Source organism: Mycobacterium sp. G7A2, assembly GCF_041902445.1.
Classification (GTDB): domain Bacteria; phylum Actinomycetota; class Actinomycetes; order Mycobacteriales; family Mycobacteriaceae; genus Mycobacterium.
The window spans coordinates 3,040,532-3,065,801 of the sequence record NZ_CP169251.1 but is presented as its reverse complement, the minus strand read 5'-3'; the positions used below and the strand labels follow the sequence as shown (position 1 = coordinate 3,065,801).

Annotated in this window: 17 protein-coding genes; 5 read left to right on the top strand and 12 right to left on the bottom strand. The window is 67.3% G+C overall.

The genetic code is table 11. The annotated features are described in order from the left end of the window. Positions 1-16 precede the first annotated feature (16 nt). Positions 17-1,186, bottom strand: a complete 1,170-nt coding sequence (locus ACEWX3_RS14740; RefSeq protein ID WP_207067995.1) for an LLM class flavin-dependent oxidoreductase — start codon at positions 1,184-1,186, stop codon at positions 17-19. A 135-nt stretch (positions 1,187-1,321) separates the two neighbouring features. On the opposite strand from ACEWX3_RS14740, the gene ACEWX3_RS14735 reads away from it, so the two are divergent. The 4 genes from ACEWX3_RS14735 (at position 1,322) to ACEWX3_RS14720 (ending at position 7,936) form a co-directional block, all read left to right on the top strand. Then, positions 1,322-2,116 carry an alpha/beta hydrolase gene (locus tag ACEWX3_RS14735; RefSeq protein ID WP_374156945.1) on the top strand — a complete coding sequence of 265 codons (795 nt, stop codon included), beginning with the start codon at positions 1,322-1,324 and terminating at the stop codon, positions 2,114-2,116. A 553-nt stretch (positions 2,117-2,669) separates the two neighbouring features. Continuing rightward, positions 2,670-4,988: a PE-PPE domain-containing protein gene (locus ACEWX3_RS14730; protein WP_374156944.1), complete on the top strand. Its 2,319-nt coding sequence runs from the start codon at positions 2,670-2,672 to the stop codon at positions 4,986-4,988. A gap of 34 nt (positions 4,989-5,022) precedes the next feature. Next, positions 5,023-6,507, top strand: coding sequence for a flavin-containing monooxygenase (locus tag ACEWX3_RS14725; protein WP_374156943.1), 1,485 nt, complete (start codon positions 5,023-5,025; stop codon positions 6,505-6,507). A 61-nt stretch (positions 6,508-6,568) separates the two neighbouring features. Continuing rightward, positions 6,569-7,936, top strand: a complete 1,368-nt coding sequence (locus tag ACEWX3_RS14720) for a cytochrome P450 (RefSeq protein WP_163675675.1) — start codon at positions 6,569-6,571, stop codon at positions 7,934-7,936. Here the strand turns inward: ACEWX3_RS14720 and ACEWX3_RS14715 are convergent. From ACEWX3_RS14715 to ACEWX3_RS14695, 5 genes are all read right to left on the bottom strand, one after another. Next, entirely contained in the window at positions 7,933-8,760 is an 828-nt protein-coding gene (locus tag ACEWX3_RS14715; RefSeq protein WP_374156942.1) for a class I SAM-dependent methyltransferase, read from the bottom strand. The two genes, ACEWX3_RS14720 and ACEWX3_RS14715, sit on opposite strands and share 4 nt — an antisense overlap. A 134-nt stretch (positions 8,761-8,894) precedes the next feature. Beyond that, complete coding sequence (locus ACEWX3_RS14710) at positions 8,895-10,250, bottom strand: PE-PPE domain-containing protein (RefSeq protein WP_374156941.1); 1,356 nt, start codon at positions 10,248-10,250, stop codon at positions 8,895-8,897. 272 nt (positions 10,251-10,522) lie between these two features. Beyond that, complete coding sequence (locus tag ACEWX3_RS14705; RefSeq protein ID WP_207067974.1) at positions 10,523-11,179, bottom strand: cutinase family protein; 657 nt, start codon at positions 11,177-11,179, stop codon at positions 10,523-10,525. 59 nt (positions 11,180-11,238) lie between these two features. Beyond that, positions 11,239-12,726, bottom strand: coding sequence for a flavin-containing monooxygenase (locus ACEWX3_RS14700; RefSeq protein WP_374156940.1), 1,488 nt, complete (start codon positions 12,724-12,726; stop codon positions 11,239-11,241). A 152-nt stretch (positions 12,727-12,878) separates the two neighbouring features. After that, on the bottom strand, positions 12,879-14,123 hold the full coding sequence (locus tag ACEWX3_RS14695; protein ID WP_374156939.1) for a PE-PPE domain-containing protein: 1,245 nt from the start codon (positions 14,121-14,123) through the stop codon (positions 12,879-12,881). Positions 14,124-14,987: 864 nt separating this feature from the next. Here ACEWX3_RS14695 and ACEWX3_RS14690 point away from each other — a divergent pair. Beyond that, positions 14,988-15,830, top strand: coding sequence for an SDR family oxidoreductase (locus tag ACEWX3_RS14690; RefSeq protein WP_221357849.1), 843 nt, complete (start codon positions 14,988-14,990; stop codon positions 15,828-15,830). Here ACEWX3_RS14690 and ACEWX3_RS14685 read toward each other — a convergent pair. From ACEWX3_RS14685 to ACEWX3_RS14660, 6 genes are all read right to left on the bottom strand, one after another. Further along, positions 15,810-17,000, bottom strand: a complete 1,191-nt coding sequence (locus ACEWX3_RS14685; RefSeq protein ID WP_374156938.1) for an alkane 1-monooxygenase — start codon at positions 16,998-17,000, stop codon at positions 15,810-15,812. The genes ACEWX3_RS14690 and ACEWX3_RS14685 overlap by 21 nt on opposite strands. Before the next feature lie 241 nt (positions 17,001-17,241). Next, positions 17,242-19,368 (bottom strand): hypothetical protein, encoded by a 2,127-nt coding sequence (locus tag ACEWX3_RS14680; protein ID WP_374159861.1) that lies wholly within the window; start codon positions 19,366-19,368, stop codon positions 17,242-17,244. Positions 19,369-19,463: 95 nt separating this feature from the next. Next, the gene (locus tag ACEWX3_RS14675) at positions 19,464-21,665 is read right to left on the bottom strand and encodes a malate synthase G (protein WP_221357600.1); all 2,202 of its coding nucleotides are present in this window, start codon (positions 21,663-21,665) and stop codon (positions 19,464-19,466) included. An 83-nt stretch (positions 21,666-21,748) separates the two neighbouring features. Next, on the bottom strand, positions 21,749-22,783 hold the full coding sequence (locus ACEWX3_RS14670) for a 3-methyladenine DNA glycosylase (protein ID WP_374156937.1): 1,035 nt from the start codon (positions 22,781-22,783) through the stop codon (positions 21,749-21,751). Then, positions 22,761-23,822, bottom strand: a complete 1,062-nt coding sequence (locus ACEWX3_RS14665) for a hemolysin family protein (RefSeq protein WP_207067968.1) — start codon at positions 23,820-23,822, stop codon at positions 22,761-22,763. Before ACEWX3_RS14665 ends, ACEWX3_RS14670 begins: the two co-directional genes overlap by 23 nt. Beyond that, on the bottom strand, positions 23,815-25,173 hold the full coding sequence (locus tag ACEWX3_RS14660) for a hemolysin family protein (protein ID WP_207067967.1): 1,359 nt from the start codon (positions 25,171-25,173) through the stop codon (positions 23,815-23,817). The genes ACEWX3_RS14665 and ACEWX3_RS14660 overlap by 8 nt, the downstream gene beginning before the upstream one ends. Positions 25,174-25,270: the final 97 nt, after the last annotated feature.

Below are 25,270 nucleotides of genomic sequence, written 5' to 3'. Positions count from 1 at the left end.
GGAGACCCAGCCGGGTTCAGAGCTTGCCGAGCCCCCGCAGCACTTTGGTGTACGGCAGCGTCGCCGTCATCCCCTTACGCAGTTTCGGGTTCAACTGGCTGCCGTTGATGACCAACAGGTAGCGCAACCCGTGGTCGCGCCACTCGGCGACCTGATCGAGCACCTCGTCGGCGGTCCCGTGGAAACAGATCTCCTTCATCAACGATGCCGGCACGCGCGCGGTGTACTCGAGCGCGGTCTGCTCGTCGATGGTCTGCGGCACGAGGTCCTGCACGCCGGAGAAATCCGCACCCAGCGGGTGCTCCACCCCGTGGCGCAACCACGCCTCCGCGGGCGCGGCCAATGCGACCGACTTCACGATCACCGAATCCAGGGCTTCGTCGACGTCGTCGCGGGTGCGTCCGGTCACGACGGTGCGGTTGACCGCAGGCACGATCGACATCGGGTCGCGGCCGTGATCGGAGGCGGCGGTGCGCACGGTTTCCAGCGCTCGGGCGTAGTCGGCGGGCCGCGAGATCACGAACGGCACCCAGCCGTCTGCGTACCGTCCGGTCGCGCGCAACATCCGGGGGCCGTGCGCCGCCACCCAGATCTCCGGCCACCTGCCCTTGTACGGGGGGAGATCGAAGACGGCGTGCCGCAGCGGGAAGTACGCCGAGTCCCGCGTGATCGGCTCGCCGCCCGACTCCCACAGCGCCCGGATCGTCGCCAGCGCCTCGACGAACCGCGCGACGGGCTTCGTCCACTCCACCCCGTACGGTTCGTTGCCTTCACGCTCGCCGACACCGATCCCGAGGATGGCGCGACCGCGGGTCAGCAGGTGCAGGGTCGCGGCCGCCTGCGCGGTGACCGCCGGGTGGCGACGGCTCGCATCGGTGACGCAGACCCCGAAGCGCAACCGGCGCATCCGGTTGCGCGCCGCCAGATGGCCGAGCATCGTCCACGGCTCCAGGATGGCGTCGACCTTGGGCACCAGCTTCGCCGCCAGGCCGAGGTGCTCGGGGGTGGCCACCGACCGCGGCACCAGAGAATTGATGTGGTCGCCCACCCAGAACGAGTCGGCTCCGGTGGACGCCGCGGTCAGCATGCTGGCAGAGGGCAACAGAGTCGGCGAGATCCGCGTGTTCACAATGCCGTCCAGCAATCCGAAACGAAATCCGGCCGACTGCGGCCGGGAGCGGAACATCATGGAAGGGACGGTACTACCGACGGCCGACCGGGCTCCGAATGGTAGGTTTCACCAGCACGCTTGCCGGCGACGATCCGCCCGCGCCGGACTGCCCGCCGCCCGCCTCCCCGCAGAAGAGACCGTCTCACCGCCATGCCATCAGCCACACTCGAGGTGATCGACAAGGGCTGCACCAGCCCGGCGCATCCGGCCCCGCTGCTGTTCGTCCACGGCGCGTGGCACGCGGCATGGTGCTGGGACGAACACTTCCTCGACTTCTTCGCCGGCAAGGGCTACCGCGCCCTGGCCCCGAGCCTGCGCGGCCACGGCGCCAGCCCGGCCACCAAGCCGTTGCGGGCCTTGTCGATCGCCGACTACGTCGCCGATGTGGCCCAGGTGGCCGCGAGCCTGCCCACACCACCGGTGGTGATCGGCCACTCGATGGGCGGATTCGTGGTGCAGAAATTCCTCGAGTCCCGCGACATCCCCGCGGCCGTGCTGATGGCGTCCGCACCGCCGCGGGGCTATCTGGGTTCGGGGATGCGCTGGCTGCGGCGCCACCCGTGGCATTTCGTGAAGCTCTCGGCGTCGGGCCGTTCGCTCGCCTACGTCAGTACGCCCGAACTCGCCCGGGAGCGGTTCTTCTCGCCCCACACCCCGGAAGCCCTGGTGGCGTCCTGCGCGGCCCGACTGCAGGAAGAGAGCGCGCGGTCGGGAGTCGACGGGCTCTTGGCGCTGCCGCGGCCGAGGCGGGTGCGTGCGCCGCTGCTGGTTCTGGGCGCCGGGCACGACGGCGCGGTCACCGCCGCGGAGGTGCGCGCCACCGCCAAGGCCTACGGCACCGAGCCCGAGTTCTTCTCCGACCTGGGGCACAACATGATGCTGGAGCCCGGTTGGCAGTCGGTCGCCGAACGCATTCACGACTGGTTGGGCACCCGGGGACTGTGACCGCGGCCGGCGGGTCGGCGCAGCACCGTCGGCGCGCGACATCGATACGTGTGCGACACCTGTTAACACCTGGGGCCGGGCCGGCGATAGGTGGGCGAGAGGTAATTGACGCCGCCAGCAAAAGTGATCGCCGGACGGGAAAGGCTGCCAGACAGGTTGCTGGAGTGGGGTGGCGATGGTGTGCGCCGAGGCGGCGTTCGCCCGCATGAGCACGCACGTCACCAAAAAGTAACCCGCTGTTACCGCCAGTTAGCCAGCAGTGTCGAATCCAGCGCATTGTGCAGGCTCGACCTGCACAAACGCTGTGAATGACAGTTGCCTGACGATGCGCCGGGCCGACTGAGCAACGACCTTGCGGCCCTTGCTGCCCGCCGCGACGACGAAGGACAATTGGCAATTCACGCACGTCCTGTGGTTTTCTCGAAGGGTTAGCGGTGATGCGCCGGAATTCCTCCAGCAATCGCTTGCACAGCGGCGAAGTGTGATAATCTCCGCACACCTCACGTCGTGATCAGATCGTCATCACATTGCAACCACCTGGAAGGGTCGGCACATGCATTCTGCGCTTCGCCCGTATATGACCACGGGCCTGGCAATCGTCGGGTCGAGCGTCCTGGCTTTCGCACCCATCGCGCCCCCGGCCCCGGCGGAGAGCGCGACGACCACCACGCAGAGTGCCCAGCAGGTCACCCTGAAGGCGAAGGTGATCACGATCAACCCGTCGCCCGACGCGGTGGATCTCAAGGACGCCCTGCAGGGCCGGTACTGCGGCGAGGACAGCGGCAACACCTGCATGGACCTGGAGTACATGCCGGTCTGGACCAGCCCAGGTCAGTTCGGCTTGGGTGTGGAGGCCCTGCAAGAAGAGCTGGCCGCGGCCGCGGCCAGCGGTGACGACGTCACGATCCTCGGCTTCAGCGAGGGCGCCGTGGTGGCCTCCCAGTGGCTGGAGGCCTACCTGGCCAACCCCGAGGACTTCGAGGTCCCGGAGAACCTGACCTTCGTCGTCGTCGGCAACCCGAGCCGCAAGTACGGCGGAGCGGGCGTTCCGTGGGGTCAGGAGTGGCCCGAGAGCGACTTCAAGGTCATCGACGTGATGAACCAGTACGACCCGACGGGCGACCAGCCGGCCAACCCGTTCAACGTGCTGGCCGTGCTCAACGCCACGATGGGCTTCTTCACCAACCACCTCGGTGACAGCTACACCAACGTCGACCTCGACGCCGCGGACAACGTCAAGTGGACCGAGGGCAACACCGAGTACGTCTTCGTGCCGGCCAAGTCGTTGCCGATCGTCGAGCCGCTGCGCTGGATGGGCCTGGACAAGCTGGCCGACGATCTCACCGGACCGCTGCAGTACATCATCGAGCAGGGCTACAACCGCGACCCGCGCCTCGACGATGTCGCGCCGATCTCCGACGCGCAGAGCATCTTCTACGCGCCGATCAACCTCCTCGAGACCGTCGCCAACATCCCCTACTACGCCGTACAGGGCACCAACCGCTTCGCCGAGGCGATGCGTGACAGCGGCAGCTGGTGGGTGTACACCGAGACCAACGTGCTGGGCTGGGATCCGGCCAACCCGGAGATGACCCGCGCATTCGTCGACTTCCTGGTCGCCATCCCGTCGATCTCGGGCCCGATGGGCGAGATCGCCGACTACTGGGCGCGGGCGAACCTACCGATGAACGAAGGGTGCACAGGCACGGGCAAGACGCAGTGCACCAATCCCGCCGGCATCACCGACCAGATGTTCAAGGTGATGCTGTGGGATCTGTTCGCCAAGGAGGGCTACACCTTCGAAGGCCCCATCACCCCCGAGTACAACCCCGTCAGCGACGAGGAGACCTACTGGGGTCAGGAGATGGGTCAGGACGGTGACCCGGTCGAGTGGTACGGCGAGACCGTGCACCTCGAGTGGTTCGCCGAGACCAAGTCCTTCTGGAACCACCTGATCTCGCCGCCCGAGGGCATCAAGACCCCGACGATCGGGGACCAGCTCGGCGCCGCGGTGAACCTGTTCGAGGCACTGATGGTCACGTGGTACCCGTTCGTGCCGAAGAGCCAGATCTGGAACCCCAACGAGACCGCCTTCGCCTACCTGTTCCGGCCGTTCGCCAAGATCCTGTGCCCGGACTGCAACGAGGTCGACCCGTTCATGCCGACCCAGTGGAAGGTCGGCGACGACATTCCCAAGGGGCTGTACATCCCGCCGAAGGTCAAGGACCTGTACGACGAGGACGGCAAGTACATCGGGCCCCCGGTCGAGTCCACTGACGAGGACGCCGACGCGGACGCCGACAGCTCGTCCTCCTCCATCCTCGCCGCGCTGTTCGGCCAGGAAGAGGAGACGGTCGACGAGACCACCGAAGAGGCCACCGGGACCACCGAAGAGGCCGCCGAGGAGACTCCCGCCGTCACCGAGGACACCGCCGAGGAGCAGACGGATGTCGTCTCCGACGCGATCCAGGGCCTGAAGGACAAGTTCGAGTCGGTCACCGACGAGGGTGAGGTCACCGACGAGGCGCCGGCCGAGGAGGCCCCGGAGACCGAGACCCCCGTCGAGGAGGACGCCTCCGACGAGGGTGACGAGGTCGAGGACATCGCAGACGAGACCGAAGACGTCGCCGACGAGACCGACGAGACCGAGGACGTCGCCGACGACGCCGACGAGGTCGAGGACATCGCCGACGAAGCCGAGGACGAGGCGACTGACGAGGCCGCCGACGACCAGGCGGACTCGGATGACTCCGACGCGGGCTCGGACGATTCGTCCGACAGCGGCAGCAGCAGCTCGGGCAGCGACAGCGGTGACTCCGGCAGCAGCGACTCCGGCAGTGACAGCGGCAGCTCCGGCGGCTCCGACGATTAGGAATGGCCGGGACGCAAGCCCGTAGTATCGCCCCGTGAGCACGGAGCAGTATGACGCCGTAATCGTCGGCGCCGGATTCGGCGGCATGGGATCAGCCATCCAGCTGAACCGGCTCGGTTACGACAAGATCGCCATTCTCGACCGCGAGGACGACCTCGGTGGGACGTGGCACGTCAATCGTTACCCAGGCTTGACGGTTGACGTCCCGTCCACCACCTACTCCTATCGGTTCGAGCCCAACCCGTACTGGTCGCGGCTGTATGCGCCCGGCAGCGAACTCAAGACGTACGCCGAGCACGTCGCCGACAAGTACGACCTGCGGCGCTACATGCGGTTCAACACCGTGGTCGACGGTGCACGCTGGGACGACGACGCGCAGGAATGGCTCGTGTCGCTGTCCGACGGGCAGACGCTGCACACGCGGTTCCTGATCCTGGCCACCGGGTACCTGTGCCAGCCGAAGAAGCCGGACATCCCCGGCATCGAGAGCTTCGCGGGCACCGTGCTGCACGCTCAGGAGTGGGATCACTCGTACTCGCTGGCGGGCAAGCGCACCGCGATCATCGGGACCGGTTCGACCGGGGTGCAGCTCATCCCCAAGCTCGCCGAGGACGCCGCCGAGCTGACCGTCTACCAGCGCACCCCGATCTGGGTCATGCCGAAGCTCGACTTCGGCTTCGGGCCGCGGGCGCAGCGGCTGTTCGCGAAGGTCCCGGCCACCCAGCGGGTGCTGCGGGTGTCCAGCGACCTGTTCATGGACATCATGGTCACCCTCGCGATGTGGCGCTTCCGTCAGTTCCGGCCGGTGAACCGCATCGCCGCCGCGATCGGACGGCTGCACCGGTTCGCGGCGATCCGGGACCGGGATCTGCGCCGCAAACTGACCCCGAGCTACGACTTCGGGTGCAAACGGCCGACGCTGTCGAACGTCTACTACCGCACGTTCAACAAACCCCACGTCCACCTGGAGACGGCGGGCATCGACCGGATCGAGCCCGACGGCATCGTCGGGACGGACGGCACCAAACGGGTGGTCGACACGCTGGTGCTGGCCACCGGGTTCGATGTGTGGGAGTCGAATCTGCCGGCCATCGAGGTCATCGGCCGCGAAGGCCGCGACCTGGGCAAGTGGTGGCGGGAGAACCGATTCCAGGCCTACGAGGGCCTGACGGTGCCGCTGTTCCCGAACATGCTGAGCCAGGCCAGCCCGTACGCCTGGGTGGGCATGTCGTGGTTCGACACGGTCGAATACCAGATGCGGCACATGGAGCGGTTGTTCGGCGAGATGCAGCGCACCGGCGCGCAGACCTTCGAAGTGACCGAGGAGGCCAACGCGCGTTTCCTGGACCGCATGCTGACGCTGCTCGACGACTCGGTGTTCCTGCTGGGCAACTGCGCGAACTCGCGCTCGTACTGGTTCAACAGCTCCGGTGAGGCCCCGTTGTTCCGGCCCACCACCGTGCGTCAGGCCGTCAAGGAGCAGCAGCACTTTCCGCTCAGCGACTACGCGCTAGCCTGAGATCTCACGGTTAGTAGCGACCCGCGACCGACGCGTCCATCTGTGATGAAGGGGTGACGACATGGCTACCGCGACGACGGAGCCCGTGCGGCTACCGCCGGGCCCGCGCCTGCCCAAACTGATCCAGGGCGCCGCGGTGCTCACCGCGCGCTACGGTGCGGTGGCCGCATTGGGGCGCCGCTACGGCTCGACCTTCACCCTGCAGCTGCCGGTGTTCGGCGAGACCGTCGTGATCAGCGATCCGGTGCTGGTCAAGGATCTGTTCAGCACCAGCCGCGAGCTGGTCGGGCGACCGCAGAACAACCTCGGCGGCGACGTGCTGGGGCCCGGGTCGATCTTCAACCTGGAGGGCGACGAGCTGCTGGCCCGCCGCAAGCTGCTGCTGCCGCCGTTCAACGGCAAGAACATGCGCAGCTACGAAACCATCACCGAGCAGGAGGTGATGCGTGAGATGCAGTCGTGGCCCGAGGGGGTGGAGTTCGAAACCCTCGATCCGATGATGCGGATCACGCTCAACACCATCCTGCGCGCCGTGTTCGGCGCGAAGGGCGACGAACTCGACGAGCTACGCGTGGTGATCCCCGCGGCGGTGGAGTTCGGCTCCAAGATCGCCCTGCTGCCGTCGCTGGTGCGCAAGGACCTCGGCGCCTGGAGCCCGGGTGGAAAGTTCGCGCAGTACCGGCGTCGCATGGACGAGATCTGCACCTCGTTGATCGCCGACGCACGTTCGGACCCCAATTTCGCCGACCGCGGTGACGTGCTGTCCCTGCTGTTGCAGGCCCGCTACGACAACGGTGAGCCGCTGCCCGACTCGTACATCATCGACGAGCTGCTGACCATGCTGGTCGCCGGCCACGAGACGACGTCGACGCAGCTGGCGTGGACCATCGAACGGATCCGCCGCCATCCCGACCTGCTGGCCCGGCTCACCGACGAGGTGGACGCCGGCGGGTCGGAGTTGATGACGGCCACGATCGCCGAGTCGCAGCGCACCAGGCCGGTTCTGACCGCGGCGCTTCGCCGCGCCCGGACCCGGATTCGCCTGGGGGAGTGGGTGATTCCCGAAGGCGACACGATCATGGCGAGCACGCAACTGGCGATGGCGGCCGAACAGAGCTTCCCGAACGCCGACAAGTTCGATCCCGACCGGTTCGTCGGCAATCCGCCCAACCCCTTCGCCTGGATCCCGTTCGGCGGCGGAATGATGCGCTGCATCGGTGCGTCCTTCGCGACGATGGAGATGGACGTCACGCTGCGCACGATCCTGCGCGAATTCACGCTGGAGCCGACGAACGAACCGGACGAGAAGCCGCACAGCCGCGGCGTCACCGTCACGCCGGGGCGCGGGGGACGTGCCGTGGTGCACCGTCGCAAGGATGCAGCGCCGCGCACCGAGTCAACGGTGTCGGTGGCCGAGACCAACGGTTAGAACCGGTACTGCACGATCCTGGCCTTGCGCGCGATCGCCGGAACCCGGTGGGACAACCTGGCGGCCACGCGGAGCCCGGCTGGGAACAGTCGCGCCTCGGGCCGGTGCATGCCACTGGCCTCCTCGATCAACTGCAGGGCGGGGTTCCAGAGTTCGGGCGTGTGGGCGTCCTTGAAACCGGCGAACTTCCACTGGGTGTGCGGCGAGTTCGCGTTCCTGGACGTGCTGAGCCTGCCCATCAGCTGATTGAGCTTGCTCACCGGTCCGTAGTCGTTGAATGCCAGGACCCCGGAAGCGAAGTGGCCGGTGACGTCGCGCATCACCGACATCACCGCGGATTCGTCGAGGAATGCGAACAGGCCGTCGGCGAAAACCAGTGTGGGCCGGGTGGCCGGAATGAGTTCCAGCCACGTCGATTCCAGGACCGACGCGGCGACGGACCGCGCACTGGCGTGCTCCGGTAACAGCGCGTCGCGCAGGGCGATGACCGCAGGCAGGTCCACGCTGTACCAGTCCACGGTGGCCGGCGGGTCGACGCGATAGAGCGCGCTGTTGAACCCCGACCCCAGGTCGACCACGACGGCGTCGGAGTGCGCGGCGATGAAGGCGCGGATCCGTTCGTCGAGCATCGTGGCGCGCAGCGCGACCAGCGCCACCACACTGGCGGTAGCGCCCAGACTCGTATAGTCACAGTCGATCTGAGCCACCGTGGCACGCGCGAGGGGATCGGCGAGGATCGGGTGCGCTTGCGCGCTGTCCAGCGCCCGGGCGTACTCGGTGAGCAGGGCTGTCTGCTCGATCGGTGCGAGACCCGCGACATCCATCATGCCACCCAACCACACCCGTCGACGGCCAGCCACCACCGCTGTCGGCGATCACCGTGCGTTCGGTGGAAGTCACGGTGTCCCTGCACTAGTCGTCCGCGTGCCCCCGCACTACTCGCCGCAATGCGCCTGCACTACTCGTCCGAGCCGTTCGATTCACCGGCACCGGAAGCCGCGGACCCGGAATCACCGGCACTTCCAGCGCTCTCGCCGGAGGAACCTGTGTCACCCCCGTCGCCGGTCTCCTGCCGATCCTGTTCGTCGGAGTCGGCCTCCCGGGCCTCCTCCGTCTGCAGGTCGGCATCGGCGAGGGCAGCGTCCTCGTCGAGGGACTCGGCGTCGTCGAGATCGCCCGTATCCACATCGCCGGACTCCAGGTCGCCGGTGTCCAGATCGCCGGTGTCCAGATCGCCGGTGTCCAGGTCGCCGGGTTCCAGGGCTCCCGTTTCCTGGTCGCCGGATTCCAGATCGCCAGTGTCCGGGGTGGTGTCGGTGTTCGTCAGCTCCACCTCGTCGCCACTCTCCGACTGATCGGCGCCCACGGTCTCGCCGCCGGCAGTCTCCCCGCCGGTGACTTCAGTGACATCGGTGGCATCGGTGGGCACGTCGATGGTCGTCTTCGCCGCAGCCAGGGTGGCCGCCGGCTCCGCCGGGCCGTCGTCGACGGTGCCCTCGTCCTCGCCCGGCGTCTCGGGTTCCGGCTCGGGCTCGGGTGCCGGCTCCGGAAGACCCGGCTGCGCAGGCAGGTAGGACCGGTCGTAGGCGCGTTCGACGATCTCCTTCAGCGGTTCGTTGAGCGCATCGGCCAGTGCCGACAACCCGACCCATCGCAACGGTTCCAGCAGTGGCAGGTTCTTGGTCGGCACGTAGACGTAGGTGGTGTTGCCTTCGGTCCACACATAGTTCGCCGGATCGTAGATGTCGACGTCCTCGTAATCCTGGTGCACGAACAGGAAACCGGCGTTGGCGTTGAGCAGGGCCAGCAGGTTGAACGGGTTGTCGGGGAAGTCGGAGGCGGCGTCGTACTGGCGGGACACGTCGATGACGTGATAGTCGGTATCGGGGATCACCTGGTCCCAGTCACCGTCCGCGCCGCCGTACTTGCGCCCCGGGTTGCCCATCAGCACGAAGCCCAGATCGTCAGGCGTCGGGGCGCCCTCGACCTGGGAGCGGGTCTGCAACCACAGGGACACCACCCGGGCGCCCTGGCTGTAGGCGAAGACGTACTGGCGCCCCGTCGTCCCGTCCCGCAGAGCCTCGTCGAGGTTGTTCACGGCCAGCGTTTTCGACAGATACGAGTTCTGCACCATCTCGCAGGTGCGGGGCGACTGGCACATCACCCCCTGCAAGTCATCGTCATTGCCGTGGGGGATCAGGCTCAAGGTCAGCACGCGCGCCGGCTCCGGCGGGAAATAGTCGAACTCGGCGGCCGAGGCCAGCAAAGACACCGATGCCCCCGACACCCCCGCAGCGGTCGCGGGCAGCGCCACCAGAGGCACTGTGGCAATCGCAGCAGCTAACCAACGCGACCGCCGCCGTCGCACCCCGGTGCCGTTAGTGCCTGACCCCATCGTTGTCCCCCTCGTCGCCGTCCCCCGGTTTGCTGAGCAAAGCCCAGCCTACGCGCAGATCCGTTCCCTGATGAGACTTTGACACGCGGGTTTTCTTGGCAGAAAGCCTGTCTTCGCAGTCTGGCCGTACCTGCACCGATTCCGGCCGGCTACCGAACAAGGGCCCAAACTGGCTTTGCCGGGCGAGGGCCTCAGCGCACCCGGTCAGCGACGAACGAGGTGGCCTGGTCGACCATGCCGTTCTTGACGTAGGAGAAGTGCGCGGCAAAGTTCAGTCCGGAGGAGCAGAACGGATCGTCGAGTCCGCACAGGTCGATCGTCTTCGGGCCGTACACGCCGCTGAGCTCGGGAAGCGGTCCGCCGCCGCTGATGTCGCGCAGCGGGTTTCCGAACACGGCCACCGCGGCGACGTGGTCGGCGACGTCCGGCGGCATCGGCGTCGGGGTGAAACGACCGAGGGGCTTGGGGTCGACGGTGATCAGGTCGATCACGCCCGCGCCCTGCGAGTTCCCGCCGAGCACCAGTTTGGTGTCCGGGCAGTTGTCGGCCATGTACCGCACCCGCCCTGCCGCGTCCGCGGCACCCGCCGGCGCGGAGGTGTCGAAGTCGAAGCTTGCCGGATAGTTGACCGCGTAGGCGCCCACCGTGCGGTCACCGACCTTGCCGCGCAGCGACTCGACGAATTCATCACCCAGCCACCCGAGGCCCGCCGGGGCTCCGGTACCGCGCGCGAAGATCACCTCGATGTCGGGACACGGTTGGGCCGCTGCGACAGGCATCGCGAACGGCACAGCAAGGGGAACCGACACCGCCGCGCACATAGCACCGAGCATTCGCCTCAACAGCATGTCTCCATGCTGACACATCACTGTGGGGTGCCTGTCCTCACCGGCACTGACCTGCGGAATCAGTCGAACGTGTAGTCCGTCAACGCGAACGTGTCGTTTTCCCGGTTGGTCTGGTTGGTCGATGCGGGACGGACCAACGTCTCCCCGCTGGGGCTGAAGTAGTACGAGCGCGAACCCACGCAATCGCCGAGCCGGAACACGGTGTTCTCCAGCGCCACCGCCATGCGATCGCGGAACGCGGCGTTGGCCTCGTCGGTGACCTCGAAGGTCGCGGCATGGCGCCGATGCAGCTCCCCGAACAGGCGGTCCATGTGGCGCATCTGGTACTCCATGGTGTTGAAGTACGACAGACCACTGGATGCGTAGGGCCCGGCCAGGCTCAGGAAGTTCGGGAACGCCGGCACGGTCACGCCCTGGTAGGCCTGGAAGCCGTTGTCCCGCCACCACTTGCCGAGGTTGCGGGCGTCTCGGCCGATGACCTCGATGGCCGGGATGTTGGCCTCCCACAAGTCGAAGCCGGTGCACAGCACGAGGGTGTCGATGTGCACCTTGGTTCCGTCGCAGCCGACGATGCCGTCCTTCTCGACCCGCTCGATTCCCGCGGTCTGCAGTGTGACATGGGGTTTGGCCAGGGTGCGGTAGTACGAATTCGAGTAGGTCGGCCTCTTGCAGCCGAATTCGTAGCTCGGGGTCAGCCTGGCCCGCAGGTCCTTGTCGCGGATCGAGACGAAGCGGAGCACCTGGGAGAGGTAGGACGCGAACGTGTTCAGCTGACGGAAGTTCTTGAAGTTCAGCACCGACAGAATCATCATCACTTCGAGATTGATGTCGGTGGTGAACCGGAAGGCCCGCTGCAGCAAAGGAATGCGGGCGAACAGCCGGCGAAGTTTGACCGGGATCGGGAAGTCGATCTTGGGCACGACGTGGATCGGGGTGCGCTGGTACACCGTCAGCGCGGCGGCCTGCTTGGCCAGCTCGGGAATGAGCTGCACCGCAGTGGCCCCGGTGCCGATCAACCCGATCCGCTCACCGGCGGGGGAGTAGTCGTCGTCCCAGTCCATGCTGTGTACGACGCGGCCCTCGAAGTCCTCGATGCCGGGGATGTCGGGCTTGCGGGGCTGGGACAGATAACCGGTCGCGGTGATCAGGAATCGCGCGGTCAGGGTCTCGCCGCTGGCCAGGGCCACCTGCCAGAATCGCCCGTCTTCGTCCCAGCGCGCTCCCTCGACAGGGGTGTTGAAGCGCATGTGGCGGCGCACGTCGTACTTGTCGGCGACATGGTCGGCATAAAGCTTCAGCTCGGAGCCGGGGGCATACAGACGCGACCAGTTCGGGTTGGGTTCGAACCAGTAGGAGTAGGTGGGCGACGGGATGTCGACCGCCAGCCCCGGGTAGTGGTTGACGTGCCACGTCCCGCCGAGATCGTCCTCACGGTCGACGATCAGGATGTTGTCGTAGCCCATTTTCTTGAGCTGGATCGCCGCGCCCATCCCGCCGAAGCCGGCGCCGACGACGATCACGTCGTACTCAGGTACTCCCATGGGCATGAACGCTACCTCACAGCAAATCGATCAACGTCGTCAGAATTCTAGGCCGACGTCCCCTGCGGCGCGCGGCGCAGTCGCCGTCCTGGCAGGAAACTCACACCACGAAGCCCCGGCCGCGGGGCCGGGGCTTCGGGTGAGCGGTCGTGTCGAGGCTACTCGTCGGAGCCGGCGGACGCCGATCCGGAATCATCCGACGACGAATCGTCGCCGGCGGCGCCGGCATCGCTGTCGGCCCCGGCGTCGCTGTCGTCAGACGCTGCCGTGTCCGAGGACGCGTCCTCAGCCGCATCCTCCTCCTTGGCGCTCTCAGCGTCAGCCGCGTCGTCGGCCAGAGCCTCCTCGAGTGCCTCCTCCTCGGCGGCCTCCTCGTCAGCAGCCTCCGCGACGGCCTCCTCGACGGCGTCGTCGTCGTCCTTGGCCACCTCGATCTCGTCGCTGACCTCGGTGACCTGCTCGGTGTCATCCGCGTCGGTCTCGACCACCTCGACGGTGTCCGCCACGTCGACCGGCGCGGTGTCCTTCGTGTCGGCGGCCTCCTCTACCGCCTTCACCGGCTCCGGCGCTGCGGTGTCCTCGGCGACGTCTTCGGCGGGCTCGGCCGCGACCGTGGCCACCGCCGCCGTCCGGGCTGCCGACGGCACGTCGTCATACCGCTTGTAACCGCGCTCCACCGAGGCGCGCAGGCTATCTTCCATCGGCTTGAGGAACGGCAGCAGCGTGACCAGCGGGAGCTCCTCGGTCGGCACCAGGTAGTGAGTCGTGGTGCCGCCCAGCGCGTTGGTCGTGACCGTGATGTTCTCCGCAGGGACATCGTCGAGGTCAGCGAACATCACCGGAATGTGCACGACGATGGCGCCGGCCATCGCGTTGACCACCGCGGTGAGGTTCCACCAGCGGTCCGGCATGTCGGCCAAGCCGTCGAACTCGCCGGTGACGACGTGCGTGTCGTAGATGGTGTCGGGCGCCGGCTGGTAGGTGTAGTCGTACTTGGGGTTGTACTTGGAGTCCTTGATCAGTTCCTGCCGGCTCGAGTCGGCGACCAGGTAGAACGAGATCTCGTCGGCCCCCACCGCGTTCGGGTCTGCCGCCATCTGGCGCAGCACTTCCGTCGTGACCAGCGAACCGGCCGACAGCCCGATGACGGTGACCTTTTCACCGTTGAGGACATTGCCGTTCTCGTCGCGACTCAGGCGCCCCAGCGCGGCGGCGATCTCGGCGTTCAGGTTCTCGATACCCACGTCGATGGACTGGCCGAGCGTCAGGTCGTCTTTGCCGGTGTAGGGTCCGGCCTCGGCCGGCCAGTTCACGCTGACGCGCTCCTGGCCGTGGGTGAGGTCACCGAGGATCTGGGCCATGATGATGTCGTGCAGCTGCGGCGTGTCCAGACCGCCGATCACCAGCGCCGAACTGCTGGCCCAAGACGGCGATGAGAAAGCTAACAGTGCTGAGGCTACGAGGCTGCCGCAAGCAACCCCGGCCTTGCGAATACCAACCCGCATGAGAACTCCCCGATAGAAGCAGTGAAATCGCGAGCCGTGCCTGGCTCCACCGCGAGCATATTGCGCCGTAGGTACCTTCGCGCAGCAAAACGTCAATAATTCTCATTCATACGTTTATGGCAAACTGTATTTATATTGCTGATATACATTCTTTATCATCGACTCTACAACGGTAGAGTGTGGGCATCGAAACGTTGCCACATTGGAAAGCATCGGAGCAATAGCGCACCTTCTATGCATTTCAAGGACTTTTTCATCTTCAACCTACGGCTCGGTAGGAATTGCATGTAATTTGAACTACATGTGGGTAATTAATGGGCAACCAGGGGCCTTTCCACCGTGCTGAGATGTTGCCCGTGACTGACGCGCAAAAAAATATCGATGGTATGAACCATGCCTTTCAGCACACGCCGCAAGGTCTTTGGGTCTGGGCCGGAACAATGGGCGACGTGATAGGTGGTTGTCCGTCACGTGATCGGCATGTGACCGGCCGGTAACTGACTTCGGGGTAAGAAAAGCTGGGTCTCAAGCAAACGCTCGCCGCTGCCTGCAGCAACAGCGCCCGCATCCCGTCGCAGCTACCGCACCTGTTCGACTGCGGAGTCCGCGAAGCCGTGGCACAGCTACCGCGCACGTCGTCGACCGCCGCATTCTGCGGGCGCTGCACCGCCCACCGCCGCGACACATCCGGCACCGGCGGGCACAGCAGCTGACGCTCCGCGCCGCACCGCCCGTTATCCTTCCCCGGTGAACGCCAAAGACATGTCCGGCTGGTACGGCAAGGTCGTCTTCGTCACCGGAGGCGGATCGGGAATCGGCGCCGCCCTGTCAGCGCGGTTGGTCGACGCGGGCGCCCGGGTGTGGATCGCGGACCGCCAGTTCGACCACGCGAAGACGCTGGCACAGCAGCTGGACGCCTCCGGCGAACGGGCGCACGCCCTGGAACTCGACGTCCGCGATCCCGCGGCCGTCCACCGCGCCATCGACGCGGTGGTGGATGCTGCGGGCCGCCTCGACTATCTGTTCAACAACGCCGGCATCGGCATCGGCGGCGAGGTCGACACACTGACCCTGGACGACTGGTCCGACATCATCGACGTGAACCTGCGCGGGGTGATCCACGGCGTCGATGCCGCCTATCCGATCATGATCAAGCAGGGCAGCGGCCACATCGTCAACACCGCGTCGATGGCCGGGCTGATCACCACGTCGGCGCAGGCCGCCTACTCGTCGACCAAGCACGCGGTGGTGGCGCTGTCGAAAACCCTGCGTGTGGAGGGCAAGACCCACGGCGTGCGCGTGTCGGTGCTGTGCCCGGGGGTGGTGCGCACGCCGATCCTGACCGGCGGCGAATACGGCCACAACAGGAGCATCAGTCGCGAGAACCAGCAGAAGCTGGGGGAGGCGCTGCGCCCGATGGACCCCGACGAGTTCGCCGAACAAGCACTGCGCGCGGTGTTGCGCAATCAGGCGATCATCGTCGTGCCGCGGTGGTGGAAGGCTCTGTGGTACCTCGAGCGGCTGTCGCCGGCGCTGTCGATGCGCGCGGCGGCCACCGCGCTCAAGCGCACCCGCCAGGTGCAGTCAGCCGCGTCGTCCCGGTAGCGCGCCGGCTCGCCGCGGCTTCAGCGCGGCGCGGTTGACGTCGCCGCGATAGTGGGCCAGCACGCGGGGATCCATTGTCCGGCGCCACAGCGGCGGGAACAGCGCCAACACGACCATGCTGGCGTAGCCGGCGGGTAGCTGTGGCGCCTCGTCGGCGTGGCACAACGCCTGGTAGCGGCGCTGCGGATTGGCGTGGTGGTCGGAGTGGCGCTGGAGGTGGAACAGGAACACGTTGGAGATCACCGAGTTGCTGTTCCAGCTGTGCGCCGGTCGAACCTGCTCGTAGGCGCCGTCGCGCCGACGGGCCCGGCGCAAGCCGTAATGCTCCAGGTAGTTGATGCTCTCCAGCAGGCACACACCGACGAAGGCCTGACCGAGCAGCCAGGGCAGGATGTGGACGCCGAACACGGCCAACAGCACCGCATACAGCGCCGCCGTCAGGGCCCAGGCGTTGAGGACGTCGTTTTTCAGCGACCAGAACCGAGTGTGACGGCGGTTGAGCCGGCGCCGTTCCAGCGCCCACGCCGAACGCAGTCCACCGAAGGAAGAGCGGAAGAAGAACGCGTAGACGCTCTCGCCCAACCGCGAGCTGGCGGGGTCCTGCGGAGTCGCCACGCGGGCGTGGTGCCCTCGGTTGTGCTCGACGTAGAAGTGACCGTAACCGGTCTGGGCCAGCGCGATCTTGCTGAGCCACCGCTCGGCCCCGGCCCGCTGATGGCCCAGTTCGTGCGCCGTGTTGATGGCCACCCCGCCGATGCCGCCGACCGTCAACATCAGACCGATCGCGTCCACCACGCCCAGGCTCACCCCGCCGCCGCCGCTCCACAGCCAGCAGGCCAGTGCCAGCGACAGGTACTGGGCGGGCAGATACAGATAGGTGGCCCACCGGTAGAAGCGATCCTGCTCGAGCCACGCCAAGGCGCTCTCCGGTGGGTTCTCGGCGTCCTTGCCGACGAGATAGTCCAGCAGCGGGATTCCGACGAACATGAGCAGCGGACCCGACCACCAGAACACTCCGAGGCCCGTGACCGCCACCGCGGCCCACGACACCGGCACCAGCGTCGGCACGACAAGGCCCAGCAACCACACGTAGCGCTTACGGTCGCGCCAATCCGGCACGCCCACCGATTGCTGACCGGTGGGCGACTCGAGGTCGTTGTGAGACCGCATCGTTGGCCTGATTCCCCTCCCTAGCCGAACGCTCACCCGATCTTCGCAGCTCATTGCGTCGATTGGGTAACGTGGTCATACCATTGGCGTGCATCGGAGGCAATATCGTCAGCGAAGTGACCACCTCGAGAGCCCATTCACCGGCCATCAAGAGAGGTTGCTGAGCACCCGCCAGACGCTTAGCCCTGCTGTCTACCCGCAATCACCTGAAGCCGCTTGCGGGTTCGCTGAAGCATACCGGTCAGGACGTCATCGCGGAGATCGCCGCGGCGAGCTCGGGCGTGTCCGACGTGGCAAGGTTGACGTAGCTTCCGCCGGTCGTGTTGGCCACGGCTTCCCATGTCGCGCGATCGGAGTCGTCTCCGAAGTCGATGACGTTCACTGCGACCGGTCGCGCGGGATCGAACGCCCCGCTGATGTACTGCTGCAGCCCCTCCCCGCCCAGTGTCTGGTCGGTGTGCGGCCCGGCAGTGATCACCAGCACCGAGTTCGGCTGTCCCTCACGGTAATCGGCGTAGGCATCGGTATACGCCAGGCGCAGCGTGGTGAACGACACCGCCCCTCCGTTGGATGCCGTCTGGGCACTCAGCGAAGCGTTCAGCGCCTCCGAACGCGGCCGCCCGTCCACCGGCTCGGACAGCGGACCTGCGTTGATCTCCGATCGCCCGGCGACACCGTCGAATGTCCACAACCCGACCGATGAGTCGGGCGGCAATGCCTGCAGACGTGCGGTCAGCGCGTCGACGACGTTGGTCAGACGCGGCCGACCGCCCTCGTCGGTGGGCATCGACTGGTCGAGCATGACAGTGACAGCAGGGCTCTGCGCCGGGCTGGCCAGCGTGTCGGCGATGCTGGCGCGCAGCGCAGCGTCCCCGACATTCAGCGGCGCCCCGAGCGGGCCGAAGTCGACCACATCGCTGGACGGAGGCTCGGCACCGTCGACGCGGAATCCCGCGGCCGCGAAGTCGGCGGACTGCTCGGGCTTACGCAGGAACCGCGCGAACTCGCTCGCGCCGGCGACCTGTTCCTGGGCCAACCAGTCGCCGTCGAGGAGCACGGTCGGGAAGTCCGCGACCGCAGTGGGCCCCGGCGGCAGCCAGGAAGCCAGCGCCGAGCCCGCGTCGGGCATCTCCGCGGCGCGCTGGAACAGACGTTGTTCGGTGGTCACCACGGCGTGCACCGCGGCGGTGGACGGGTCGGCGGCATCCAGCATGGCGTCGAACGCCGTGCCCGCCGCGGCGTCGGCCAGGTCCGGTTCTGCGCCCATCAGCGTGCTGACCGCTCCCATTCCCGCGGTGGCGGGGGCATCCGGCGGTGCCGCCGCGGTCGCCATGGCCTCGGCGGCGAGGAAGGACGCGTCGCTGTCCTGGTCGAGAGGCAGCACCAGGCGCAGTCCACCCCAGCCCAGCAGTCCGAGCTTGTCGAGGCCGGCGGGGTCGGTCTGGAGCCCGGGCAGGGTGCCCCAGTTCTGCTCGCCCAGCGCCTCCTGCAAGGCGGGAGGCACCGCCAACACCACCGGCGAGCTCACCAGCGGACGGCTGTCACTGATGCTCTCCGCGCCCGCGGCGGCCTCCAGCCGGTCCGCCGACAACGAACTCGCCGGGATCCACAGGGCGGGGCGCTCACCCAGATCGGCCGGCCACTCACCGGTCAGGCCGTTCAACACCTGGCCGGAGTCGGCGGGCTGCACGCTCACGTTGACGCAGCGGTCGCCGACGGGGTCGGCGGTTTCGTTGTAGCGCTGCGCCAAGGTGCTGACCGGATCGGCGATGGCGGGGTCGGCGACGACCGCGACGGACACCTCGCCCTCCACGCAGCGCGCGGCAGCCACATCCGACCGGCTCGACAGCGCGTCACCGAAGAACCGCCACAGGATGACCGCGCCGACCACGACGACGACGCTGACCAGCGCGACGATGACGCCGATGCTGACGCCGCGCCGGGCCGGGGTGACGGCGCGGTGGCTTCCGGTCCACTCACCACCGTCCCAGTCCCCGGTGTGCTGGGGGCCCGAGCGCGGTGGCGGAGGCGGCGGTGGGTCGTGGGCCGCGGACGCAGTGGGATACCCGTATTCGTCGACCTCGCCGCTCGGTAGATCGTCGGCGTAACCCCGCGACCCGTCATCGGCGTAACCCCGCGACCCGTCATCGGCGTAACCCCGCGACCCGTCGTCGGCGTAACCCCGCGACTCGTCGTCGGCGTAACCCCGCGACTCGTCGTCGGCGTAACCCCGCGACTCGTCGTCGTCGGCGGAACCGGGACCCGTGGCCGGATCGGTTCCGAAACCGAACCGCTCGGTGGGCGGCTCTTCGGGTTGGCGTCCCGACTCGTCCGGATCGTCCGGGTCGGGAAGGCTATGTCTGCCCATGTCTTCCCATACCTCGTCGGCCTCGACGTGAGCGGCCACCATGCCGCCCACGATCTTTCGGGGTCACTGCGATCATCAGAGCTGGAATGCCTGCGTCAGCCAACGTTGTTTGCTGCCTTGAACTCTCGGCGACGGCGGTGCAGGATCGGCTCGGTGTAGCCGTTGGGCTGCTCCCCGCCGGCCAGGATGAGCTCCTGCGCCGCTTGCAGAGCGATGTTGTTCTCGGGGTCGGATGCCATCGGCCGGAATTCCGGATCCTTGGCGTTCTGCTCGTCGACCACTGCGGCCATCCGGCGCAGGCTCGCCTTGACGTCGTCTTCGGTGATCACACCATGGCGCAACCAGTTGGCGAGCAGCTGGCTGGAGATCCGCAGGGTCGCGCGGTCCTCCATCAATGCGACATCGTGGATGTCGGGGACTTTGGAGCAACCGACGCCGGCGTCGATCCAGCGCACCACGTACCCGAGGATCGACTGACAGTTGTTGTCGACCTCCTCGCGGATCTCCTCCGGGGCCCAGGCGAGCTCCTTGGCCAACGGAATCGTCAGCAGCTCGTCGACCGAAGACCGTTTCTCACCGGCCAGTTCCCGATGCACCGCGTAGACGTCGACCTCGTGGTAATGCATGGCGTGCAGGGTCGCCGCAGTCGGCGAGGGCACCCACGCGGTGGTCGCGCCGGCCTTGGGCTGACCGATCTTCTGCTCGACCATGTCGGCCATCAACTCGGTCATCGCCCACATGCCCTTGCCGATCTGAGCCCGCCCGGAGAATCCGGTTTCCAGACCGATGTCGACGTTCTGGTTCTCGTAGGCCTTGATCCAGTCGGTGGACTTCATCGCACCCTTGCGGATCATCGGGCCGGCGTCCATCGACGTGTGGATCTCGTCGCCGGTGCGGTCCAGGAATCCGGTGTTGATGAACACCACACGGTCGGCGGCGGCTTTGATGCAGGCCTTGAGGTTGACCGTGGTGCGGCGCTCCTCGTCCATGATGCCGACCTTGAGGGTGTTCTGCGGCAGGCCGAGCACATCCTCGACGCGGCTGAACAGTTCGCACGTGAACGCGACTTCGTCCGGTCCGTGCATCTTGGGCTTGACGATGTAGATGGAGCCGGTGCGGCTGTTGACCAGCGGGCCGTTGGCCCCGTCGTTGTCGGCGCCACTGCGCAGCCCGTGGATGGCGATCAGGCTGGTGAACAGCGCGTCCTGAATGCCTTCGGGCACCTCGTGACCCTCGGAGTCGGTGATGGCGTCGTTGGTCATCAGGTGCCCGACGTTGCGCACGAACATCAGGCTGCGCCCGGGCAGCGTCACCTCGCCACCGTCGGCACCGGTGTAGGTGCGGTCCTCGTTGAGCACCCGGGTGAACGTCTTGTCGCCCTTGCTGACCTCTTCGCTGAGGTCGCCGCGGTTGAGGCCGAGCCAGTTGCGGTATCCGACGACCTTGTCGTCGGCGTCGACCGCGGCGACGGAGTCCTCGAAGTCCATGATGGTGGTGATCGCGGACTCCAGCACGACGTCCTTGATGCCGGCCTTGTCGGTGGAACCGATGGGGGAGTCGGGGTCGATGAGGATCTCGACGTGCAGGCCGTTGTTGACCAGCAGCACGGCGGTGGGCGATTCGGCGTCGCCGAGGTAGCCGACGAACTGTTCAGGTGCCTGCAGCCCCACGGAACCGCCGTCGTCGAGGCCGGCGGCAACCGCGCCGTCGGCCACCGTGACACCGGTGATGTCCGACCATGAGCCCGACGCCAGCGGAACCGCTCCGTCGAGGAAGCGGCGCGCGTAGGCGATCACCTTGTCACCACGCACCGGGTTGTAGCTGGTGCCGGGCTCCGCGCCGTCCTCCTCGGAGATCACGTCGGTGCCGTAGAGCGCGTCGTACAGCGACCCCCACCGCGCGTTCGCGGCGTTGAGGGCGAAGCGCGCGTTGAGGATGGGGACGACCAGCTGCGGACCGGCAGTCGTGGTGATCTCGTCGTCGACGCCGGCGGTGGAGATGGTGAAGTCGTCCGGTTCGGGCTCCAGATAGCCGATGTCGACGAGGAACTGCTTGTACTCGTCGGCGGAGAACCCGCCGATGACCCGGGCGCGGTGCCATTTGTCGATCTGCGCCTGCAAATCGTCGCGGCGGGCCAGCAGTTCCTGGTTCTTCGGCGTCAGGTCGGCCACGACCTTGTCCACACCGGACCAGAAGGTGTCCGGATCGATGTCGGTGCCCGGCAGCGCCTCGTTGTTGACGAAGTCGTACAGCACCGGGGCGACACGCAGGTTACCCACCGTCACGCGCTCGGTCATGATTCCTCCCTAGCCTGCACGCGCGCCCGGGGCGCCATGCCGTCTGCAGTGTCGTCGAACCAGCTTACCCACCGGTAACAGGCCTATTCGCCGGTGGCGGTGCCCACGAGTTCGGTGCACCGGTCCAGCAGCGCGGCCCGCAACGGTCCGGCCCGCTCGGTCAGCTCGAGCTGTCCTCGCGCGTACTCGCGCCGACCACCGGAGGTCTCGACGGCGATCGGCGCGAATCCGTAGCCCCGAAGATCGTAGGGGCTGGCCCTCATGTCCAGCACGCGGGCGTCGACGGCAAGGTCCAGGCACGCCAGGACGAGCTCGGATTCGACGAGGGGACCGAGCTTGAACGCCCACTTGTAGAGGTCCATCCCCGCGTGGACGCAGCCGGGCTGTTCGGCGTCGACCTGGCCGGAGCGGGTCAGGTGCGACGCATTGCGGCGCGCGGCGGGTTCGGTGAAGAACCGGTAGGCGTCGAAATGCGTGCACCGCAACGGCATCGATTCGACCACCGCATCGGTTCCGTCAGCACCCAGCCGCAGCGGAACGCTCTGGTGTCGCAGGGTCGGCGACCGGTACACCATGGCCCATTCGTGCAATCCGAAGCAGTTGAACCGCGGAGGTCGCGCCGCGGTCGCGGCCAGCAGGTCGGCGATGAATCTCACAGTGTCCGCGCGCCCGTGAAGATATTCACGACTGACCGTGACCCCATCGTTCGTCTGGGTGTAGCCGGCGCGCGACAGGTAACGCCGGGCGCCGGGGCCGCCCAGCACGACGCCGAATCCGGGGTGCCACACGCGCAGTTGGCGCGGCCGCAGGCTGTAGTAGGTGAAGAGGAAGTCGTACACCGGATGGGCGACACCGGCCCGCCGCCGGGCGAGGTGGGGTTGCAGAAAGGCGTCGACGCGGGTGAGGTGGGCGCGCTCGCGCTCGAGCCAGTCGCCCTCGGCGAGCCGAGAATGAGAGTCAGCGGCGAGCCGCGAATCGAGCCCCGCGGCGAGCCGCGAAGGGGAGTCAGCGGCGAGCCGCGAATCAGGCCCAGCGGCGAGCCGCGAATGGGAGTCAGCGGCGAGCCGCGAATCAGGCCACGCGGCGAGCCGCGAATCAAACACGGTGGGTGCCGTCACGCACCGTGCCCACCAGGTCCTCGACGAGATCTTCGAGCGCGACCACCGCGGTGACGGCACCGTCGGCGTCGGTGACGAGCGCCAGGTGAGCGTTGTTGCGGCGCAGCCGGGTCAGCCCGTCGGGCAGCGGCAACGACGCAGGCACGCGGGGTAGCGGGCGGATCATGTCGGAACTGAGCACGGTCTGCCCGTTGCGGGCATCGTCGACGTGCGGCAGCACATCCTTGATGTGCAGGTAGCCGACGAAGGCGCCGTCGGGGTCGGCGACGGGGAAGCGTGAGTAGCCCGTCTCGACCAGTGCCTGTTCGATGGCTCCCACGGTGGGTCCCGCACCGACGTGGGCGACGGGGACGGCGCGGATCTGGGCCAGGGGCAGCGCGACGTCGTTGACCACGCGGTTGCGGATCTGCAGCGCCCGGGTGAGCCTGCTGTGTTCCTCGGGGTCCAGCAGCCCCTCGGACAGCGATTCGGCGATCATCTCCGACAGTTCGACGGTGGAGACGGTGACGTCGAGTTCGTCTTTGGGTTCCACCCCGAACGCTCGCAGCGTGGTGTTGGCACACCAGTTGTAGAACGCGATGAACGGGCGCGCGAGACGGATGTACACCAGGTAGATCGGGATGAGCAGCATCGCGGTGGACTCGGGACCGGCGATGGCGATGTTCTTGGGCACCATCTCGCCGAGCAGCACGTGCAGCGTCACCACGATCGACAGCGCCACGACGAACGACACCGTGTGCAACAGCGCGTCGGGGATGCCCAGCAGCCCGAACGGCTCTTCGAGCAGATGCGCGACCGCGGGCTCGGCCACCCGGCCGAGCAGGATCGAGCAGATCGTGATGCCCAGCTGGGCTCCAGCCAGCATCAACGACAGATTCTCGCCGGCCCGGATGACCGTGACGGCGCTCTTCTTGCCCTGCTCGGCCAGCGCCTCGAGCCGGTCGCGCCGCGCGGAGATCAACGCGAACTCCGAGCCGACGAAGAACGCGTTGGCCGCGAGCAGCACGAAGGTGAGCAGGACCCCGAAGATGTCACCCATCCTGGTGCTCACCTCCCCGGCCGAGTTCGGTCAACCGCAGGGTGTCGATGCGACGGCCGTCCATCGTGACCACGGTGGCCCGCCAGCGAATCGGGTCTTCGACCATCCCGTCCGGGTCGAAGGCGGTCAGCTCCACCGATTCACCTTCCTCGGGGATGTGGCCGAGTTTCTCCAGGACCAACCCGCCAATGGTCTCGTAGTCGCCTTCGGGCGCGCGGAAGGCCGTGCCCTCGGCGACTTCGTCGATGCGCAGCAGCCCGGAAACGTGCCAGTCCCGGCCGGCCTGCACGACGTCGGGTGGTTCGACGTCGTGTTCGTCGCGGACGTCGCCGACGATCTCCTCGATGAGGTCCTCCACGGTCACCATGCCCGCGGTACCGCCGTACTCGTCGACGACCAGAGCGGTCTGCAGGCCGTTCGCGCGAACCTCCGACATCACGGCATCACCGTCGAGGGTGGAAGGCACCTTGGTCACCGGCTGGGCCAGATCGGACAACCGGGTCGCCGAGCGCTGGGCGTGCGGGACGGCGAAGACCTGTTTGACGTGCACCATGCCGATGGTCTCGTCGAGGTCGCCCCGGATGACGGGGAAGCGGGAATGCCCGGTGCGTACGGCCGCCTCGCTGAGGTCGGCCACGGTGTCGTCGGCTTCCAGCGATTCGATCATCGAGCGGGGCGTCATCAGTTCTTCGGCGGTGCGGACACCGAACTGCAGCGAGCGGTCCACCAGCACGGCGGTGACGGGATCCAACGAGCCGCTGCGCGCGGAGGTGCGCACCAACGACACCAGCTCCTGCGGGGAGCGGGCCGAGCGCAACTCTTCGGCGGGTTCGATACCCATCCGGCGCAGGATCCAGTTCGCGGTGCCGTTGGTCAGCCGGATCAGGGGGGTGAACACCAGCGAGAACAGCAGCTGCGGCCCGGCTGACCAGCGCGCGGTCGGCACCGGGCGGGCCACGGCGAGGTTCTTCGGAACCAATTCGCCGAACACCATCGACAGCGAGGTGGCGATCAAGATGGCCAGCGCGAGGGCGACACCGCTGACGAATTGCTCGGGCAGGCCTAGTGCGGTCAGTCCGGGGGCGATGAGCCGGGCGACGACGGGTTCGGCCAGGAAACCGGTGGCCAGTGTGGTGATGGAGATGCCGACCTGGGCGCCGGAAAGCTGGGTGGACAGTGTCCGGTGAGCGCGCTGCACCATCTGGTCGCGCCGGTCACCGCTGCGGACGTTGGCTTCGACGGTGCTGCGTTCCAGCGCGGTGAGGGAGAATTCGGCGGCGACGAACACCGCGGTCCCTGCGGTGAGCAGTACGAACGCCACCAGCGACAGCACCGTCATGGCGGCGTTCATCGAATCGCTCCCGCGACGTCACCGGGGAAGCCGGGCCATACGCCCGGCTGACTAGAGGAGGGTTCGGCCTCGGCGGGTTCGTGATCGGCCGGTTCGG